Below are 19908 nucleotides of genomic sequence, written 5' to 3' on the forward strand. Positions count from 1 at the left end.
ACACCTATTTGGCCAAGGTCAAGAGCGCGTCGATGTCCAGATGCGTTTCCAAATGATCTGCCAAAGCATCCAATGTGGCCTCAACATCTGCGGCATAGTTGGTTTGACGGCTCTCGCCCCCAAGCTCCTTCAGGTAGGCAGCCCGAAAGCTGTCTGCGCTGAACAGGCCGTGCAGATAACACCCTTTGATACGTCCATCATGGCTCTGTGCGCCTTCGGGACGGCCATCAAGGTCCAGCCATGCCCTGTCGCAATCTGGCCCTGTGGTTGATCCCAGATGGATTTCATAGCCTTCCACCGCCGCACCGCTGTCCGTATGCACTGCGTTGGACAGGGCAAGGCGTTTATGCGGGGTCATGACTGTTTCCACATCCAGCAAGCCCAGACCCTCGACCGAGCGGGGTGGCCCTTCGATGCCGTCAGGATCGCTGATGGTTGCACCGAGCATCTGATAGCCACCGCAGATCCCAAGAACAGCCCCGCCGCGTCTGACGTGGGCCTGAAGGTCGATGTCCCATCCCTGTGCTTTGAAGTGGGCCAGATCGCTGATCGTTGATTTGCTTCCGGGGATCAGAATGAGGTCCGCATCAGCGGGCAGGGGGCGCCCTGCTTCGATAATCTCAACACTTACATCAGGTTCGCTGGACAGCGGATCAAGGTCATCAAAGTTGGCAATGCGGGCAAGCCGCGGCACCGCAACCTTGAAGGCGCCACCCTTTTTACTTGCGATATCCATCACATCCTCGGCAGGCAGGCGCCACGCATCGGCAAACCACGGGATGACCCCCAAAGGCATCCAGCCTGTATGGTCAGCAATGGCTGTCATCCCATCGTCAAACAGGCTCACATCGCCGCGAAATTTGTTAATCGCAAAGCCCGTGATATGGGCGCGATCGGCGCTAGGCAAAATTGCATGTGTGCCCACCATCTGTGCAATAACCCCACCGCGATCGATATCGCCGATCAGGACGACAGGCACTTTCGCGGCCTCGGCAAAGCCCATGTTGGCAATGTCACCCGCCCGCAAGTTGATTTCGGCAGGGCTGCCTGCGCCTTCGACGACAACCAAATCAGTGCCTTCAGACAGCCTTTGGAAACTGTCCATAACCGCCCCAAGAAGTTTCGGCTTGGCTTTGGCGTAGTCCCGCGCCTTGAGCGTTGCCGTGCGTTTGCCCTGCACAATGACCTGCGCCCCGATGTCTGTTTCGGGCTTGAGCAAAACTGGGTTCATATCCGTATGGGGCGGCACACCGCAGGCAAGCGCCTGGAGCGCTTGTGCGCGTCCGATCTCTCCGCCGTTTTGTGTGACGGCCGCGTTGTTAGACATGTTTTGTGGTTTGAAGGGCCGCACGCTCATTCCGCGCCGCACGCAGGCCCGCGCCAAGCCCGCGACAATCATAGACTTGCCCACATTTGAGCCTGCCCCTTGGATCATGATGGATTTCGCCATTGCAGCCCCCGCCGTTTTGCCTTTCCTATAAGCGAACCCAAAGGGACACCAGAATGAACACACCTGCACATCTGATTTTTGGCATGGCCGCCTTTGGAAAACCGGCTTCGCGTGCCGTAACCCTTGCTGCATTGGCAGGAGCCTTATTGCCAGATTTGTCCCTATACGTGATGGCCGGTGTGTCGCTGTTCATCTTGCAGATTGATCCACGTGTGGTGTTTGACGAGCTGTATTTTTCCGATGCGTGGCAGTTGGTCTTCAAGATCGACAACAGCTTCGTGCTTTGGGGGCTTGGCCTGGCGCTTGCACTCTGGCGGCGCAGCGCCTGGGGCATTGCTTTATGTGGCGCAGCTTTGTTGCATCTTGCGCTGGACTTTCCGCTGCATCATGACGACGGGCGCGCGCATTTCTGGCCGATCACCGACTGGATTTACCAAAGCCCATTTAGCTATTGGGACCGCGCCCATCACGCAGGGATCATCGCACCGATTGAGGCCGCCTTGTGTTTCATCGCCGGTGTGTGGGTGTGGCGGCGCTATTCGGGCGTGACCTGGGCGAAGGTGTTGATTGTCACACTCGTCGCCTTGCAACTGGCGCCGGTTATCATGTGGACGTTCATCTTTGATCGGGCCTGATGGGGTGGTGGCATAAAAAAACGCAGCCCCGAAGGACTGCGTTTTGAAGTGCTTTTGGTTGGGTGACTACGCAGCTTCTGCTTGGGCTGCGTTGCGACGTTCGCTTTCTTCGCGGCTCAGCGCGACCGATGTGCGAACACCTTTTCCAACAAATTCCATCAATCCAGAAACAACACGCTCGTTCGGGTCGATCCCCGCACAGCTGAGGACTTCACGACCGTCGCGCGAGCGTGCCCAACGTGCAATCTGTTCCGGACCATTGCCATATTTTTTATCGTCAGCAATTGCGTCATCCAACGCGGCAAGTACAACAGCGGCAAATAGTTTGCGCGCGCGGTTGCCTTGTTCGTTGTTAAACGCTGTGCCATCAACGAAATCTCGCATCTCGTCTCCTTGATTTTGTTCTCTTTTGGCGTAGGGCTGGTTATGACCTAAACCATCCGATTCGGGGAAGCGATTTCTGCATAGCTGCTATGTAAAATTCACATAGCTTTTTCGGAAACCCCCCAGTTTGCTCTGCTTGCCATGCATTCCACTACCAGATATAGGGGCGAACACATTTTCTTCAACCTTTTGACAAGGTTTTGCCATGCCCAAAATCAACGGAAACGAAATTCGCCCCGGAAACGTGCTTGAACACAACGGTGGTTTGTGGGCGGCTGTAAAAGTCGACCATGTAAAGCCCGGTAAGGGCGGTGCTTTCGCGCAAGTGGAAATGAAAAACCTGCGCAACGGGTCAAAGCTGAACGAACGGTTCCGCAGTGCCGACAAGGTCGAGCGTGTGCGTCTTGAACAAAAAGACCAGCAATTCCTGTTTGAGAGCGATGGAATGCTGACGTTTATGGATACCGACACCTACGAACAGATCGAGTTGCCAGCCGATATTCTGGGCGACCGCCGCCCGTTTTTACAAGATGGCATGACAATCGTGATCGAATACCATGAAGCCGAAGCCTTGAGCGCGACACTGCCTCAAAAGGTGATCTGCAAAGTCGTTGAGACAGAACCTGTTGTTAAAGGCCAAACTGCGGCCAATTCCTTTAAGCCTGCGGTGCTGGACAATGGCGTCAAAGTGATGGTGCCACCTTTCGTCGGCCAAGATGAAGACATCGTGGTGAACACAGAAACGATGGAATACGCAGAACGCGCCTAGATCCCTTTCTGGATGAGCGTGAGCGCAACACCGTCTGCGTCCATGCCATCCGCGCGATCAAACCGCAGGTAGGCCAGCCCCTTATCGCCATGCACCGTGTGCAAATGGCCTGCGGGCTTGCCGTTGTTGGTGATGGGGGTGTCGGGTGCCGCGCTGCCATCATGGGCGACTTGCACCAGTCCTTTTTTCAACTCGGTTTTGTGTTTCATCCGTGCGACGATTTCTTGGCCAACAAAGCAGCCCTTTTTGAAATCAACGCCGTTCAGCCGTTCAAACCCCAGTTCCAGGATATAGCTGTCGTTCGTCAGTTCCTGACCTGTTTCAGGGATCATGTTTTCAACGCGCAGGGCGGTCAGATCGGGCTTAGCGTCTTGCGGCTGCTCAAGATAGCTGCGCGCGGGAAGGGCGGGGTGGCGCGGGTCTGCATCGCCGCCCTGACCCAGATGCACATGCAGCGGGCTTTCGGCAATCTGCACGTCCGCGCGCAACTTATACATGCCAAGCCGTTGCGCCAGAACGGCTGCATGGCTCTCGGCCACATCAATCAGGATTTCGTCGCCTTGGTTGCTGAGGAAAAAATCAGCCACATACTTGCCCTGTGGTGTCAGCAGCGCGGCATAGGTCAGGGGGCTGTCGGGTGTGAATTGATTGGTGATCAACCCGTCCAGAAGGCTATGTTTGTCAGCGCCCGTCAGGGCAATCACAGTGCGATTGGTCATGCGGTGTCCTCGCTGAATTGGGCGGCATGCAGCGCGGCATAAGCGCCGCCTTTGGCCAATAGATCGGTATGGCTGCCTTCTTCGACAACCCGGCCTGCATCCATGACGATGATTTTATCGGCTTGCTGGATGGTCGACAGGCGGTGTGCGATGACCAGCGTGGTGCGTCCCGTCGATAGCTTATCAAGCGCCGCCTGCACCATCTGCTCGGACCGTGTATCAAGGGCCGATGTGGCTTCATCCAGCAGTAGGATAGGTGTGTCGCGCAGCAGTGCGCGGGCGATGGCAACCCGCTGTCTTTGGCCCCCGGACAGGGCAGAGCCGCGTGGGCCTGCCTGCGTATCAAGCCCGCGTTCCAAACTTGGTAAAAAGTCGGTGACAAACGCGGCTTCCAGCGCGGCCTGAAGCGCCTCTTCGCTGATGTCTTTGCGCCCCAACAGAATGTTCTCGCGGATGGTTTCGTCAAAGAGCATCGCATCCTGTGTCACCACCGAATACAGGCTTCGCAAAGTGCCAAGATCGACCGAGGTGATATCTGTTCCACCGATGGTCACAGCCCCTTTCACCGGGTCGTTCAAGCGCGTCAAAAGATTAAAGACCGTCGATTTACCCGCACCCGAAGCCCCCACCAGTGCAGTGGTTTTTCCAGCCTCCGCCGTAAAGGAAAGCCCATTGAGCACAGGCGCATCACCATAAAGCAGATCAACATCGCTGAGGGTGATGTTGCCGATGGCATCTGGCAAATCGGTAATGGCGTCCGCGCGACTGATCTGGCTTGCGTCCGTCTCAAACAAATCCTGCAACCGCTCGATCCCGGCGGCGGCCGTCTGCCAAATACCAGCAAGCCCTGCAAGGCGGCGCAACGGCTCAAATGCGAAACCCATCGCAGTAAAAAACGACATGAACTGACCGATGGTTTTTTCGCCTGAAATGATATCATTCGCGCCGTAGATCAGAACGGCAAAAAAACCGATGCCCGCGATCAGATCGGCCAGTCCGGACATCATTGCACGGCCAATCGCGGCTTCGACCTCTACCCGCACGCGGGTGGTGATCAAACCGCGATAGCGTTGGTCCTGATAGTCCTCTAATCGGTTCAATTTGATCGGGGCAATCCCGTGAAAAATCTCGTCCAGTCGTGTTGACATAGAGGCGGCCACTTCCCGCGCGTTCGTGGATTTGCGGCGCACGAACTTTTGCATCAACTGGCTTGGGACAATCATCAACGGCAACCCGATGAGCGCCACAAGTGTCCAGACCCAGTCGATGGACAGAACGACAGCCAAAAGGGCAATCAAGGCCACCGCGTCGCGGCCAGCCCCTGTCACCAATGCCATCCAGACTTGGTTAACGCCCAAAACATCACCTTGCACACGTTCGATCAGATACCCGGGTGGGTTCTTTTGATGAAACCCCATATCAAGGCGCATCAGATGTTGCGCCAGATCGGATTTGATCTGCCCCTCGGTTTTCTGTGCAATCTGGGTCAGCAAAGCGCGTTGCCCCACGGTGGTCACCGCGCGCACGGCGAAAATCCCGAAAATCACGCCGCCAACCCAATAGGCGGCCTGTCTATCACCGCCGACAAAGACCGTATCGAACATAGGTTGCAGCATATAGCTTAACAGCCCAAGCATAGAGCCTTCGATCGCCATAAGGATAAAAGCAATAATCAGCTTGCCGCGATGCTGACGCAGAAAACGCCCCCACAGCCAGCCGAATAGTTTGCCATCAGACTGGGTGCGCACAGGGGTGGCTTGAACGGCCGGATCAGATGGGGTGTTTTCAGCCACGCGCGGTTGGCTCCTTTAGCAAGGCATGTCACTTACTTACGGTGCAGCGCGGGGCGGTTCAAGCGCAGGCGCGCATTGATGCAAAGCATCACCAACCGTGAATTGACGCTTTAGGCGCTGCGGTCTACCTCTGGGCTTGTGACAGCAGGAGCGCAGCGCATGACCAACCTATCCCACGGCCGACACTACCTTGCGATCCCGGGCCCATCTGTCATGCCTGACCGTGTGTTGCAGGCGATGCACCGCGCCGCCCCGAATATCTACACAGGCGAGCTGTTGGAGATCACGGCCTCGCTGACGCCCGACCTGCGTGCATTGGCCAAAACACAGCACAACGTCGCCATGTATATCGGCAACGGTCACGCCGCGTGGGAGGCTGCACTTTTCAACACCCTCAGCGCGGGTGATGAGGTTCTGGTGCTTGCCACGGGGCTGTTCGGCATCGGCTGGAGCGATATGGCAAAGGCGATGGGGGTCACCTGTCACATTCTGGATTTCGGACGTGCTGCGAGCATTGACCTTGACTTGGTGGGGCAAACCCTTCGGGACAATGCCAAGATCAAAGCTGTTTTGATGGTGCAGACGGATACCTCGACCTCTGTCAAAAATGATGTGGCCGCTGTGCGCCGCACGATCGACGCGGTTGGGCATTCGGCGCTCTTTATGGTCGACTGCATTGCCTGCTTTGGATGTGACGACTTCCAGATGGATGCTTGGGGCGTCGATGTGATGGTTGCGGGGTGTCAAAAGGGCCTCATGGTCCCGCCTGGCATGTGCTTTGTGTTTTACAGCGACCGCGCGGATGCTGTGCGCGAAACCAATGGCTGTGCCTCATCCTACTGGGACTGGCGTCCGCGCACCGAACCAGAGCTGTTTTACAAGCGCTGGTGCGGCACTGCGCCCACCCATCATATCTATGGTCTACGCGCGGCTTTGGACATGATTTTGGAAGAAGGGTTTGAAAATACACTGGCCCGCCATGCTATTCTGGCGCGGGCTGTTTGGGCGGCTTGCGATGCGTGGGGGCAGGGCGGTCCGCTTCGACCCAATATCACCGACCCGTCTTTGCGCTCTCATGCGGTGACAACGCTGCATCTGGGCAAGCCACATGGCACGGCCCTGCGTAATTGGGTCAGTGATCAGGCGGGGCTGACCCTTGGGATCGGACTTGGCATGGCCACGCAGGACGACCCCAATTCCGATGGCACCTTCCGTATCGGCCATATGGGGCATGTAAGCGGCCAGATGATTATGGGCGTTTTGGGAACGATCCAAGCAGGTTTGGCAGCGATTGATATTCCATTCGGGGATGGCGCATTGGATGCAGCGGCCAAGATCATCGCGGGACGCTAGGCGCGTTTTCGGATCTTTTCAGGCACTTTCTGGATGACCAACCGATCTGTCAGATAGGCAAATGCCGCCGCGCCCAAAATGCCGTAAAACACAAACACGGTGACCAATGCGCAAAACAACAAAACACCTGCCATGCAGATGAAGGCATTGGTGAAATTCGGGGCTGACGGGCGCTCTGACATATCGGCTCCTTAAATCGGGATACAGAAAATGTTAGCGCGGCTTTGGGGTCGCGCAAGCCCTATTTCTTTATGCGTTGCAGGGCGGCCTCAAGGAGATCCATCTGTGCATCCGTGCCGCAAGATATGCGGATGCAGCGGTTCTGCGGTGCGGCGAATGGCATGCGCACAAAGACACCTTCCTGGATCAATGCCTCCAGCATGCGTTTGGCGTAAGCCCCGTCTCGCCCACAATCAACTGCGACGAAATTGGTGGCCGAGCTTAGTGCACGCCAGCCCCAAGCCTCGCTTATCTCAGCAATGCGCGCCTTGCTGGCTGCGATCTGCTCCAATGTCTTGTGCAGGTAGGGCTGGTCTTGCAATGCGGCCAGCGCACCCGCTTGGGCGGCTCTGTTCATGCCAAAATGGTTGCGCACCTTATGAAACGCGTTGATCAGGTCTACAGGGCCAAGCGCATAGCCAACGCGCGCGCCTGCCATGCCGTAAGCTTTTGAAAAGGTGCGCATTCTTATCACATTTGGTGTATCAATCGCGATAGAGGGCAGGTCCGCGCAGGTGTCTGCGTAGGCTTCATCGAGGACCAGAAGAACACCTTTGGGCAGGCGGGAAATCGCATTTTCGATGGTGGCCGCGCTATGATGGCTGCCCATTGGGTTGTCGGGGTTGGCAAGGTAAATCAGCTTGGCACCTACCGCCTCTGCCTTGGCCCAAAGTGCGTCGATATCCTCATAATCATCACGGTAAGGCACAGAATGCAGCGTGCCGCCATAACCGTTCACATGATAGTTGAACGTCGGATAGGCCCCAAGGCTTGTGACCACTGCATCCCCTGCGCCGACGAACAAGCGCACAAGATATCCAAGCAGCCCGTCGATCCCTTCGCCGACCACGACATTGGCGGCATTCACATCGTGGTGAGCGGCCAGAGCATGACGCAAATCGTGGTTTTCAGGATCCGCATATTGCCAGATGTCGGCTGCGGTTTGGACCATCGCCGCAATGGCCTTGGGCGAGGGACCAAAGGTGGATTCGTTGGCGCCGAGACGCGCGTCAAAGCGGCGGCCAAGCTGGCGTTCCTGCGTTTCGGGGCCGACAAACGGAACGCTTGAGGGCAAGGTCGCGGCGATATCTGTAAAGCGGTATTGGGTCATGCCACCTGTCTGACGGGTTGTAATTCATGCTTCAAGACATAAATGAGAACCATTCGCAAAAACTGGGAGGTCCCAATGCCCCTGACCCGGCGTTCTTTTCTTGCAGCAAGTGCTGGAGCCGTCGCTGTGCGCGCCGTGCCTGTGGTGCAACGCGCCCCAAAAGCGCGTGTTGTTCTTAAACTGGTTTATGACAAATCGCTCGGGGCGATGCGCGCGGTTGAACGCATCGTAAGATAGCCCCGAACGTTTTTTATATTTCGGCCAATCGCGCCAAAGCGGTACGCACCACGTCGGCTTCGCCCAAACGGTCGGCCAGGTTGGCTTTGGCTTCGTCTACGACCTCAGGCGGGGCGGATGCGGCAAACTTGGGATTGTTCACCCGTCCTTCCAAGCCTTTGATTTCCTTTTCCAATTTGCTCAGGTTTTTTTCAAGGCGGCCCTTTTCCTTGTCCACATCGATGACGTCTTTAAGCGGCAAAGCAAAGCTGGAGGTCCCCGCATTCACGGCGATTGCGCCTTTGGGGGCGTCGTCCATTGCAGTGATGCTATCGATCCGCGCCAGACGTTTGATAAGCGCTTCATTGGCGTCCAGTGCGGCTTGGGCATGGGCGTCCACATTGACAGAAACCACAGGGATATAGAGGCCGGCAGGCACGTTCATTTGCGCCCGTGCAGAGCGGACAGCCTCGATAAACGTGATCACCCAGTTCAGTTCGGCATCAGCATTTTCATCAACCAAATCAGTGCTATAGCTTGGCCAGTCGGCATGGATCAGCATTGTTTCGCGCTGGCCTGACGTGTTCCATAGGTCTTCGGTGATGAAGGGCATCATGGGGTGTAGCAGGATCAAGCACTGATCAAGGACCCATGACATTGTGGCTTGGGTTTCGACCTTCAATTCCAAATTATCCCCTTGTAACAAAGGTTTGGACAGTTCCACATACCAGTCACAGACCTTGCCCCAGACGAATTTATAGAGCGCGTCGGCGGCGTCGTTGAAACGGTAGTTTTCCAGCGATGCGTTCACATCGGCCAGCGTTATGGCGGTTTCGCCCATGATCCAACGGTTAACGGCTGCGGACGGTGCGGGCTGTTTGTGCGCAACACCAAAGGCGTCGTTCATTTCGGCAAAACGGCAGGCGTTCCAGAGTTTCGTGCTGAAATTGCGATAGCCCGCAATGCGTTGTTTATCGAGTTTCAACGCGCCGCCAAGAGAGGCCATGGCCGCGTTGGTAAAGCGCAAAGCATCGGCACCAAATTCGTCGATAATGTCCAGCGGATCGATCACGTTGCCAATGGATTTCGACATCTTCTGACCTTTGGCATCGCGCACCAGACCGTGCAGATAGATCGTGTCGAAGGGAATTTCATCCACCACGGCAAGCTGCATCATCATCATGCGCGCAACCCAAAAGAAGATAATGTCCTGGCCCGTGACCAATGTGCTGGTTGGAAAATAACGCTGCAATTCTGGGGTGTTATCGGGCCAACCTAATGTGCCGATGGGCCAGAGGCCCGACGAGAACCAAGTGTCTAGGACGTCGATATCCCTGTAAAGGGTAACAATTTTTTTGTTTGTTTCTGGATCGGTCGAAAGAGCCGTCCCTCTACCAGGATAGAAATTTCCATAGAGATGGTTTTCGATATATGCCTCTTCGAACGTTAATAATTTTACGATAACGTCTTCCCCAATGATGGAAGCGTAATAAGCTCTCGCCGCCTCTACTACATCGGTTTCGTTTTCTAGACAAAAAACAACCGCATCACCGATCTGGTCCTCGAAACCGGTCTCGGAGTTTGTAATATCTACCAAGCCTCTGTAGTAATCCTCCTCGATGTGCGAGCCATACCAAACGGGGATCTGATGGCCCCACCACAGCTGGCGCGAGATGCACCAGGGTTCGATATTTTCGAGCCAGTTGAAATACACTTTTTCGCCCGAGTCAGGCAAAATCTTAACTTTTCCGTCGCGCACAACATCGAGTGCGGGGCCGACAATTTTGGCAGCGTCCACGAACCATTGGTCGGTCAACATCGGCTCAATCACCACCTTCGAGCGGTCGCCGAAGGGCTGCATGATCAGTTTGTTTTCGACCATCGGAACCCACATTTTACCCGTCGGACAATGGTGTCTGCTTTCCGTATGGTTTTGCGTCTGACGGGCGTCAGACGTTTCGGCGTTTTCGTCGCCGTCAAAATCGGGATCATCGACCAATTCCATGACCGCCAGACCTTCGGCGGTGATATCGGCGACAACGGCTTTGCGGGCCTCGAAACGGTCCATGCCGCGGTAGGCGTCAGGAACAAGGTTGATGTCGTCAATCCTAACACCAATCGATAGTCCTTTTTCCAAAATTTCCGAAGCAAATATCGCTGACATTTCGTAACTAAACCCATCGCTGCGCATCGCGCCGCGCCTGTTCATCAGGCGGTAACAGGGGATGTTTGCGCGTTTTGCGACGCCGTAATCGTTAAAGTCATGCGCGCCCGTGATCTTGACCGCGCCCGAGCCGAAATCGGGATCGGGGTATTCATCGGTGATGATCGGGATGAGGCGGCGGTGTTCTTTGGGGCCGACGGGGATTTCGCACAGCTGGCCGACGATGGGCGCGTAGCGTTCATCATCGGGATGGACGGCCACGGCGCCATCGCCAAGCATGGTTTCGGGGCGTGTTGTGGCAATCGAGATGTAGTCGCGTTCTTCTTCAAGCGTGATATTCCCGTCCTCGTCCTTTTCGACGTAGGTGTAGGTCGCGCCACCCGCGAGCGGGTATTTGAAGTGCCACATATGACCCGGCGTTTCGATGTTTTCGACTTCCAGATCGGAAATCGCGGTTTCAAAGTGGGGGTCCCAGTTAACCAGACGTTTGCCGCGATAGATGAGGCCTTTGTTATACATTTCGACAAAGACTTTGATGACGGCATCGTGGAAATTGGGGCCTGCGTTCGGGGTGCCTTTGTCAGGATCGCCCGCAGCGCCGCCCATCGTAAAGGCCTCGCGCGACCAATCGCAGGACGCGCCAAGGCGTTTAAGCTGGCCGATGATCGTGCCGCGGCTTTCGACTTTTTGCTGCCAGACGCGGTTGATAAATGCATCACGGCCCATTTCGGCGCGGGTTGGCTCGCCTTTGGCGGCCATGTCACGTTCGGTGACCATTTGCGTGGCAATGCCTGCGTGATCGGTGCCTGGTTGCCACAGCGTGTCGTAGCCCTGCATGCGTTTCCAGCGCACAAGGATATCCTGAAGCGTGTTATTGAACGCGTGCCCCATGTGCAGCGAGCCTGTCACATTGGGCGGCGGGATCACGATAGAGAAGGTTTCGGGGCGGCTGGCGTTGGCACCTGCTTTGAAGGCACCTGCGTCTTCCCATGCCTTGTAGATGCGGTCTTCGGCTTCCGCCGCGTTGAAGGTCTTTTCCATCGCCATTGGTCTTGTTCCTAGCTGGTTTGGAGGATCAGATAACGCGGGTGGCTGGCAAGGGGAAGGGGGCGTTTGAATTGTGCTCTCGACAGGGGCATGGTTGCCGCTAGGTTGCAGTGAGACAACAGGAGGGCGCGTGCCATGAACAAACAGGTGGAAAAATTCGGCAAGGCGCAGCCGGTGGCGCGCGTGGAAGATGTGAAGTTTCTGACGGGCGCGGGCCGGTATGTCGAGGACATCGCGCCCCAGGGGGCGTTGCACGGGTTTGTTCTGCGGTCGGCGGTGGCCCATGCGCGGATTGCGGTAGATGTGGCCGAGGCGCGCCGCGCGGATGGTGTGGCACTGGTGTTGACCGCGCAGGATTTGGCGGATGCGGGGATCGTCAATGATATCCCCGCGTCGATTGTGCGCAATGCCGATGGTAGCAAGGGTGCGGCCCCTGCGCGGCCCATTCTGGCCCAGACCCATGTGCGCTTTGTAGGCGAGCCGATTGCGATGATCTTTGCCCACACGCTGGATCAGGCACGCGATGCGGCCGAGTTGATCGAGGTGGATTACGACGAACTGCCTGTGAAGGTGGATGTGGCGGTGGGTGGTCCTGCGATCCATGAAGAGGCGCCTGACAATCTGGCGTTTGATTATGCCAAGGGCGACCGCGCGCGGGTCGAGGCGGCGTTGGACGGGGCCGCGCATACCGTGGAGGTGGTGGTCGAGGACAATCGGATCATCTGCAATTCGATGGAGCCGCGGGGCTGTTGGGCGCAGATGGAGGCGGGGCGCTTGCATTTCAGTGTGAACGGGCAGGGCGTCTGGGGCTTTAAGGCGCGTATTTCCAAAGCACTTGGCATGGAAGCCGATGATGTGCGCGTCACCAACCCCGATGTGGGCGGCGGGTTCGGGATGAAGGCGATGACCTATCCCGAGAATTATCTGGTGGCACATGCCGCGCGGGTGTTGAACCGCCCTGTGCGGTGGATGTCGGAACGCACCGAAGCGATGCTAAGCGACAATGCCGGCCGCGATCTGGTCAGCACGGTGCGCATGGGGTTTGATGCGGGCCACAAGCTGGTGGCCTATGACGTGCAGACGGTGGCCAATATGGGCGCCTACAATTCGCAATTTGCGCAAAACATCCAGACCGAGCTGTTCAGCAAGGTTTTGATGGGGGTCTATGACTGCCAGGATGCCTTTATGGGCGTCAAAGGCGTGTTCACCAACACCACCCAAGTGGACGCCTATCGCGGTGCAGGACGGCCAGAGGCGATCTACGTACTAGAACGTGCGATGGATTATGCCGCACGGGATTTGGGCGTTGATCCTTGGGAGCTGCGTCGCCGCAATTTCATTCGTGCCGATCAGTTTCCCTATGTCAGCGCGACAGAGCAGCCTTATGACGTTGGTGATTTCCACGCGGTTCTGGCCAAGGTTGAGGCCGCTTGTGACAAAGCGGGGTTTGAGGCGCGTCGAGCCACCTCGGCCCGTGCCGGGCGTCTGCGCGGGATGGGGCTGTGCTATTACATCGAAAGCATTCTGGGCGATCCAAGCGAGACGACGCGCGTTGATTTCGTGGACGGGCGCGCGGTGATGTATGTGGGGACACAAAGCAACGGGCAGGGACACGAAAGCGTCTATCGTCAGTTTTTGAGCGATCAGACGGGCATTCCCGTTTCGGCGATCGAGATTGTGCAAGGCGACAGTGACTTGATCCCTGTGGGGGGCGGGACCGGCGGATCACGCTCTGTCACGGTGCAAAATACGGCCACCCTTGCCACCGTTGAACAGATCATCACCGATTTCAGCGCCTATCTGCGCGACAAGGAAGGTGCGCAGGTGCGGTTTGAAGATGATCGCTTCCGTGTTGAAGGATCGAACATGGCACTGACCATGCTGGAGGTGGCGGACGCGGCCAGGGCCGATGGGCGCGAGGATTTGCTGAGCCATGCCCAGACCATCACCTTGGATCAACGCAGCTTTCCCAACGGCGCCCATGTGGCCGAGGTGGAGATTGACCCTGATACGGGTGTGCTGGAGGTTGTGCGCTATACGGTGACGGATGACTTTGGCAATCTGATCAACCCGATGCTTGTTGAAGGGCAGATCCACGGCGGCGTGGCCCAAGGCATCGGGCAGGCGGTCAGCGAACGGGTTGTCTATGACGAAGATGGCCAGCTTTTGACCGCGACGTTCATGGACTATGGGATGCCGCGGGCCGATGATGTGCCGTTCATGGCGTTTTCTACCCATTGCACCCCATCAAAATATAACCCCATGGGCATGAAGGGCTGCGGCGAGGCGGGCACGGTTGGCGCATTGGCGGCGGTTGCAAATGCGGTTCAAGATGCTGTGGCTGCGCGTGGAATTCAGCGCGTTGACATGCCGTTTACGCCAGAACGGATGTGGCGGATGTTGGGCGCGTAAACCGATTGTTTCAGGCCTGTCACGTCGGATTGTCTGGCATGTCACGCATGGACGCGACAAGATAGACCCATGGGTATTTTTGATCGCATTCTGGACAGCCTGAGGATCAGGCCGCAACGCGAACAGTCAGACGAGGCTGTGCGGCGTGGTCCGGTGGATCACGTGATCATTCTGGATGGAACGATGTCGTCGCTGTCGGTCGGCCGCGAGACCAACGCAGGGCTGACCTATAAACTTCTTAAAGACGTCGATCACGGTCCGCAGGTTGATTTGTATTACGAGGCCGGGCTGCAATGGCGCGACCTGCGATCCAGTTTTGATGTGATGACGGGACGCGGGATCAACCGCCAGATCAGGCGGGCGTATGGCTGGCTTGCCACGCGGTATCGGCCCGGTGATCGCATATTTCTGATTGGCTATTCGCGCGGGGCCTATGCGGTGCGGTCGTTGGCGGGGGTAATTGACCGAGTGGGGCTTTTGCGGGCGGACTGCGCCACCGTGCGCAATATTCGCACGGCTTATCGGCATTATGTCTCTGGGGGCGCGGGCGAGACGGTTGCCGCCTTTCGCGCTGCCCATTGCCACGGTGAGGTGCCCATCGAGATGATCGGCATTTGGGATACGGTGAAAGCCCTTGGGCTGCGCCTGCCTATCGTTTGGCGGTGGGCCGATGTGCGCCATGCGTTTCACCACCACCGTTTGGGCCAGACCGTGCGACACGGCTATCATGCTCTGGCGCTGAACGAAACGCGTGCGGTTTACAAACCCATCATGTGGGAAACGCGCCCCGATTGGCGGGGGATCGAGATGAAGCAGATGTGGTTTCGCGGCACGCATGGCGATGTGGGCGGGCAGTTGGCGGGCTATATCAATGCGCGTGGATTGGCGAATATCCCGCTGGTGTGGATGCTTGAAAACATTGAGATGTGTGGGATCCGCTTGCCTGAACACTGGCAAGGGCGTTTTCCGCAAGACGTTGAGGCGCGATCAACTGGTAACTGGTGGGGGATGGGCGCGTTTTTTCTGATCCGCCGCAAACGCGTGGTGGGTCGTGATCCGTCAGAGCAGGTCCATCCCTCGGCGAAGGTTTTGGCGGCGCGATCATTCCCCTTGCGGGGGGCAAAATCACTACCGTAAACTAGGGGCCAGTAGGTTTCTGGTGAAAGGGTGTGTTATGCGCAGGTTTTTGATTTCGGTGGCGATGGTTTGCGGCTTGGCGGCGTGTCAGGTGGGCACAACCGCCACAACGCCTTTGCCCCCCGTAGACCAGCGCAAGGTGCCGCAAAACCCGCAACAGGCGATGGATTTCATCGGACAGGTGATGGAAAACGGCGGCTGCCGCATGTCGTTTTTGCAGCTTGGGCGGGCCAGCCGTTTGCCGGGTGGGGCGAATGCTTGGGATAATTTTTGGGGGCAGGGCGCGCAGCACAGTACGCCCAACGGGGGCTATCTGGCCGATGCGATACGTATTCTGAACGACCGCGGCTCGCTGCTGTTTGGTAAAGCGGCGGGGGGGCATCCTGCCAATCGCACGCTGATCTATCAATCGGGGGGCTGCTACAAGGGGCCCGCGGGGGCCAAGCCCTTTGCCAGCGAAGCGGCGGCGGCGGCTTATGTGGCGGCCAAGTTCGAGGCGGCGGGCTGTCGGTTGCACATCAAGGATCTGGGTGTGCAGGTCGCAGGTGACGGTCATGCCAATGTGTTCACGCCCGCGTTTTTCCGGCCCGTCATCGGGTTTAGCAATAACAGGCTTGAGCGGTATTACGACACGCGCGAAAAGATGCAGCTTGGCTTTGCGATCGACAGGCTGGTGCAGAGCCGCCAGTTGCGCGCGTTGGATGGCAGGAAATATGGACGCTGGCAGTATCGCGGCGGGGCCTGCGCGCGTTAACGGTGGGCCATGATGATGCAGGTGGTTGAGCCTGTGGCATAGAGTTTGCCGTCCTTTAGCCCCCGTATTTCGCCCGTAGCCACGCCTGTGGAACGCCCTGAATGGCTGACGGTGCCGATGGCCTGAATGGGCGTGCCAAGGGGGATGCCGCGGGTAATATTTACCTTATATTCCAAGGTCGTATAGCTTGATCCCTTTGGCACGCGGGTCATGACGGCACAGGCCATACAGCTGTCCAGAAGCGTGCCATACCAACCACCGTGGACGGTGCCCATCGGGTTGGTATGGGCGAATTCGGGGGTTCCGTGGAACACCACACGCCCGTCCGCGACCTCCGTGACGGCATAGTTCAGGACACCGCCAATGGGCGGCTGGCTGATGCGCCCGTCTCGGATGGCTTGCATAAATTCAAGCCCCGACATGGACAGCATGTCATCGAAACTGGGCAGGTCAGAAGGGCTTTTTGCAATCATGGCCGCGACGGTAGGCGGCTCAGGCGACCTTCTCAAGTGCGGATTTCTGGCTGAGGCCCAGGGCGCGGCAGACATCGCGTGTCAGCTCGGGTTTGTTGAGCGTGTAGAAGTGCAAATCTTCAACACCTTCGCTGGTCAGCGTATCGCACATTTCGGCGCACAGTGCCGTGGCCAGCAAATCCTCGCGGCCGTCCCGCGCGGCCGTGCCAAAGGCATCGTTCATCCAAGCAGGAATGGGGGTGCCGCAGCTTTGGGCAAATTTCGTCACACCTGTCCAGTTTTCAATCGGCAGGATGCCCGGAATGATTTTCGCAGTGATGCCAGCGGCTGCGGCGCGGTCACGGAAGCGCAAGAAGGTGTCGGCTTCAAAGAAAAACTGGGTGATCGCCTCGTCCGCGCCTGCATCGATCTTGGCCTTGAGCCAATCCATATCCGCTTGCGCACTCCGGGCTTCGGGGTGGGTATCGGGGTAGGCGCCCACGCGGATGGTGAAACCGCCTGCGGATTTAAGGGCGGTGATCAGCTCGCAACTGTTTTGAAACCCATCAGGGTGGGGGACAAAGCCGTCCGCCCCTTTTGGCGCGTCGCCGCGCAGCGCCACGATATCGCGCACACCGGCGTCTTTGTAACGGGCGGCAATATCGAGTGTTTCGGCGCGGCTTTGTTCCACGCAGGTCAGATGCGCGGCCACGCGCAGCCCTGTTTGATCGCCGATGGCCGTTACCGCCTCGTGGGTCAGGGTGCGGGTTGTACCGCCCGCACCATAGGTGACAGAGACAAACCGCGGCTCAAGCGGGGCAAGGGTTGTGACGCAGTCCCAGAGCCGAAAGGACGCGTTCACGGTCTTTGGCGGAAAGAATTCAAAACTTACGGTCGGGCTGGTCATGATCTGGTCCTTGATTTTTCAACGTTAGATGTGGCATCTGCAGGTGTGTGAGGCAAATTCATAAATCTCACCTTCATTATGAGGATTGCATGCATATTGAGTTTCGCCACCTGCGCACCATCAAAGCCATCCACGAGGCAGGGGGGCTATCGGCGGCTGCGGATCGGCTGAACATCACCCAATCCGCGCTGTCCCATCAGATCAAAGGGCTGGAGGATCAGGCGCAGGTCGAATTGTTTGTGCGCCGGTCCAAACCGTTGAAACTGTCTGCGGCGGGGATGAAACTGTTGGCGCTGGCCGAACAGGTTTTGCCGCAAGTGGCGGCTTTGGAGGCCGAGTTTACAGGGATCGAACAGGGCCGCGCGGGGCGGCTTCACATCGCGATCGAATGCCACGCCTGTTTCGAGTGGTTGTTTCCCGTCCTAGAGCAGTTTCGCAAGGCCTGGCCTGATGTGGACGTTGATATTTTGCCGGGGCTTGCCTTTGATGCCATGCCCGCCTTGCAAAAGGAGAAGGTGGATCTGGTCGTCTCAAGTGATCCCGAAGAGATGGCGGGCGTCGATTTCACGCCGCTGTTTGATTATGACGCGGTGTTTGTGGCGTCCAGCCAGCACCCCTTGGCGCAAAACCCCTATATCGAGGCGGCTGATTTTCGGGGTGAGACCCTGATTACCTATCCCGTAGAGCGCACGCGGCTGGATGTGTTCAGTCAGCTTTTGATCCCTGCCAAGGTCGAGCCTGCCCAAATCAGGCAGGTGGAATTGACGGCGGTGATCTTGTTGCTGGTCGCGTCCAACCGCGGTGTGGCGGTGTTGCCTGACTGGGTGGTGCGCGAGGTGAAATATTCCTCGGATTATATCACACGTCCGCTGACGTCCGGTGGGATCACGCGCCGCCTTTATGCCGCCACGCGCAGTGACGAGACGACCAAGCCATATATGGCGCATTTGCTGAAGTTGGCGGGGATCGAAGCGGTTAAACTTCAGCGTCAATAAGCCGTTCAACGGCCGCAATCGCCGCGTGAATGGTGTCTGATGTGGTGCGGTGATTGACGATGGCCGCGCGCAGGCAGGTTTGCCCGTCCAGCGTGGTGGTTGAAAACACCACCTCGCCCGATATCTGCAAAGCGGCCGCGATCTGGGCGGCGTCCCCTTTTTTGGGCGTGAACACGCATAGGTTTGAGACCACGGGGGCGGCCAATGTCAGATGGGGCGAGGCGTCGACCAACGCCCCCATAAGGGCCGCTTGCTTGCAGTTGTCGGTGATGACCTGACCGATTTTGGCAGAGCCGTGGGTTTGCAAGGCGGTCCAGAGTTTGAGCGCACGAAATCCGCGGCTGAGCTCTGTGCCGTAGTCGGTGGGCCACCATGTGCCTGCGGCGAGCCCTTCGCGTTGTTGGGTCAGATATTCGGCGCGGTCGGCAAATGTTGCGCGGTGCACGGCGCTTGATCGCATCAGACAGGCCCCGCAATCATACTGCACGCCAAGCCATTTATGCGCATCAAGGGCGATGGAATTGGCCAGTTCCATCCCGTCCGACAGGTGCCGCCACGGGGCCTCGGCAAGGCGGCTCCAATACCCGAAGGCGGCATCGATGTGCAGCCATGTGCCGTGGGTTTGTGCCAGATCCGCAAGGGCGCGGAAGTCGTCATAGGTGCCTGTGTTGACGCTGCCGGCGGTGCCGACAATGGCCAGTGGGTGGATGCCGGCTGCGATGTCGCGGTCTATTTGGGCGGCGAGGGCTTGGGTGTCCATCGCCCCGTTTGTCAGGGCGACGGTTTGCACGCTATCGCTGCCGTGGCCCAGTACCTGCATGGCTTGGCGCATGCAGCTATGGGCGCCTTGGGCCACGTATACGCGCAAGGGGGGCAGCCCTGCGATGCCCGTTTCACGGATGCCCGCCCCAAAGGCCGCAACGCGCGCAGCACTCAGCGCATAGATGGTGGCCTGCGATGTGCCTGTGGTCAGAACGCCGCTTGCGTCCTGTGGCAGACCTGCGGTGGCGCAAAGCCAGCGGATGACCTCTTGTTCGATGCGGATGGCGCCGTGATCGCGCCCGCCGCAATTGCTGTTCATCGCGGCGGCGACCAGTTCAGCGGCCAGCCCCGTGGCCTGTCCTGTGCCGTGCACCCATCCAAAAAACGCAGGGTGCGTGTTGCCTGTGGAGGTTGGCAGGATCGTATCGGTCAAATCCGTTAGCACGTCGCGCGGGCTATCGGTGATCGCGATTGCACGGTCGAAATCATCTGGCACAGGCTGCCAGGGGCGGCTGCGCGCGTCTTGCACATGATCAATGCAGCGGTCCAACGTTGCGTGCAGGGATGCGCGAAATGCATCCCAATCTTCGGGGTCCATACGATGACCTTCGCTGCTCACCTGTCTGCCT

Annotated in this window: 18 protein-coding genes; 8 read left to right on the forward strand and 10 right to left on the reverse strand. The window is 57.9% G+C overall.

Annotated elements, in window-relative coordinates; genetic code table 11:
• Positions 1-4: 4 nt before the first annotated feature.
• Positions 5-1450 carry a cobyric acid synthase gene (locus tag L1065_RS09980; RefSeq protein WP_237095331.1) on the reverse strand — a complete coding sequence of 482 codons (1446 nt, stop codon included), beginning with the start codon at positions 1448-1450 and terminating at the stop codon, positions 5-7.
• Between the two features lie 53 nt (positions 1451-1503).
• On the opposite strand from L1065_RS09980, the gene L1065_RS09985 reads away from it, so the two are divergent.
• Positions 1504-2085: a cobalamin biosynthesis protein CobQ gene (locus tag L1065_RS09985; RefSeq protein WP_237095332.1), complete on the forward strand. Its 582-nt coding sequence runs from the start codon at positions 1504-1506 to the stop codon at positions 2083-2085.
• Positions 2086-2151: 66 nt separating this feature from the next.
• On the opposite strand, the gene L1065_RS09990 is transcribed toward L1065_RS09985, so the two are convergent.
• Complete coding sequence (locus L1065_RS09990) at positions 2152-2469, reverse strand: DUF6280 family protein (RefSeq protein WP_237095333.1); 318 nt, start codon at positions 2467-2469, stop codon at positions 2152-2154.
• Between the two features lie 205 nt (positions 2470-2674).
• On the opposite strand from L1065_RS09990, the gene efp reads away from it, so the two are divergent.
• Entirely contained in the window at positions 2675-3238 is a 564-nt protein-coding gene (efp, locus tag L1065_RS09995; RefSeq protein ID WP_237095334.1) for an elongation factor P, read from the forward strand.
• Here efp and L1065_RS10000 read toward each other — a convergent pair.
• Both L1065_RS10000 and L1065_RS10005 read right to left on the reverse strand, forming a co-directional pair.
• Positions 3235-3957 (reverse strand): folate-binding protein YgfZ, encoded by a 723-nt coding sequence (locus tag L1065_RS10000; protein WP_237095335.1) that lies wholly within the window; start codon positions 3955-3957, stop codon positions 3235-3237. The genes efp and L1065_RS10000 overlap by 4 nt on opposite strands.
• A complete protein-coding gene (locus L1065_RS10005; protein ID WP_237095336.1) occupies positions 3954-5750 on the reverse strand; it encodes an ABC transporter transmembrane domain-containing protein in 1797 nt (598 codons plus the stop codon). The genes L1065_RS10000 and L1065_RS10005 overlap by 4 nt, the downstream gene beginning before the upstream one ends.
• A 159-nt stretch (positions 5751-5909) precedes the next feature.
• On the opposite strand from L1065_RS10005, the gene L1065_RS10010 reads away from it, so the two are divergent.
• The gene (locus L1065_RS10010; RefSeq protein WP_237095337.1) at positions 5910-7103 is read left to right on the forward strand and encodes an alanine--glyoxylate aminotransferase family protein; all 1194 of its coding nucleotides are present in this window, start codon (positions 5910-5912) and stop codon (positions 7101-7103) included.
• Here L1065_RS10010 and L1065_RS10015 read toward each other — a convergent pair.
• Both L1065_RS10015 and L1065_RS10020 read right to left on the reverse strand, forming a co-directional pair.
• Positions 7100-7285 (reverse strand): hypothetical protein, encoded by a 186-nt coding sequence (locus L1065_RS10015; protein ID WP_237095338.1) that lies wholly within the window; start codon positions 7283-7285, stop codon positions 7100-7102. The two genes, L1065_RS10010 and L1065_RS10015, sit on opposite strands and share 4 nt — an antisense overlap.
• Positions 7286-7344: 59 nt before the next feature.
• Entirely contained in the window at positions 7345-8433 is a 1089-nt protein-coding gene (locus tag L1065_RS10020) for a pyridoxal phosphate-dependent aminotransferase (protein WP_237095339.1), read from the reverse strand.
• 75 nt (positions 8434-8508) lie between these two features.
• On the opposite strand from L1065_RS10020, the gene L1065_RS10025 reads away from it, so the two are divergent.
• Entirely contained in the window at positions 8509-8670 is a 162-nt protein-coding gene (locus L1065_RS10025; RefSeq protein WP_237095340.1) for a Tat pathway signal protein, read from the forward strand.
• 13 nt (positions 8671-8683) lie between these two features.
• On the opposite strand, the gene L1065_RS10030 is transcribed toward L1065_RS10025, so the two are convergent.
• A complete protein-coding gene (locus L1065_RS10030; protein WP_237095341.1) occupies positions 8684-11860 on the reverse strand; it encodes a valine--tRNA ligase in 3177 nt (1058 codons plus the stop codon).
• 147 nt (positions 11861-12007) lie between these two features.
• On the opposite strand from L1065_RS10030, the gene L1065_RS10035 reads away from it, so the two are divergent.
• The 3 genes from L1065_RS10035 to L1065_RS10045 all read left to right on the forward strand — a co-directional run bounded on the left by L1065_RS10035 (position 12008) and on the right by L1065_RS10045 (position 16163).
• Positions 12008-14272 (forward strand): molybdopterin cofactor-binding domain-containing protein, encoded by a 2265-nt coding sequence (locus tag L1065_RS10035; RefSeq protein WP_237095697.1) that lies wholly within the window; start codon positions 12008-12010, stop codon positions 14270-14272.
• 69 nt (positions 14273-14341) lie between these two features.
• On the forward strand, positions 14342-15409 hold the full coding sequence (locus tag L1065_RS10040) for a DUF2235 domain-containing protein (RefSeq protein ID WP_237095342.1): 1068 nt from the start codon (positions 14342-14344) through the stop codon (positions 15407-15409).
• A gap of 37 nt (positions 15410-15446) precedes the next feature.
• Positions 15447-16163 carry a hypothetical protein gene (locus tag L1065_RS10045; RefSeq protein WP_237095343.1) on the forward strand — a complete coding sequence of 239 codons (717 nt, stop codon included), beginning with the start codon at positions 15447-15449 and terminating at the stop codon, positions 16161-16163.
• Here the strand turns inward: L1065_RS10045 and L1065_RS10050 are convergent.
• Both L1065_RS10050 and metF read right to left on the reverse strand, forming a co-directional pair.
• Positions 16160-16636 carry a PaaI family thioesterase gene (locus L1065_RS10050; RefSeq protein WP_237095344.1) on the reverse strand — a complete coding sequence of 159 codons (477 nt, stop codon included), beginning with the start codon at positions 16634-16636 and terminating at the stop codon, positions 16160-16162. The genes L1065_RS10045 and L1065_RS10050 overlap by 4 nt on opposite strands.
• Before the next feature lie 19 nt (positions 16637-16655).
• The gene (metF, locus tag L1065_RS10055; RefSeq protein ID WP_237095345.1) at positions 16656-17522 is read right to left on the reverse strand and encodes a methylenetetrahydrofolate reductase [NAD(P)H]; all 867 of its coding nucleotides are present in this window, start codon (positions 17520-17522) and stop codon (positions 16656-16658) included.
• An 89-nt stretch (positions 17523-17611) separates the two neighbouring features.
• Here metF and L1065_RS10060 point away from each other — a divergent pair, with 89 nt between their 5' ends.
• Positions 17612-18517: a LysR family transcriptional regulator gene (locus tag L1065_RS10060; protein WP_237095346.1), complete on the forward strand. Its 906-nt coding sequence runs from the start codon at positions 17612-17614 to the stop codon at positions 18515-18517.
• Here L1065_RS10060 and L1065_RS10065 read toward each other — a convergent pair.
• Entirely contained in the window at positions 18498-19898 is a 1401-nt protein-coding gene (locus tag L1065_RS10065; RefSeq protein WP_237095347.1) for a pyridoxal-dependent decarboxylase, read from the reverse strand. The genes L1065_RS10060 and L1065_RS10065 overlap by 20 nt on opposite strands.
• Between the last annotated feature and the right edge of the window lie 10 nt (positions 19899-19908).

The organism is Nereida sp. MMG025 (assembly GCF_021654165.1).
GTDB lineage: Bacteria > Pseudomonadota > Alphaproteobacteria > Rhodobacterales > Rhodobacteraceae > Nereida.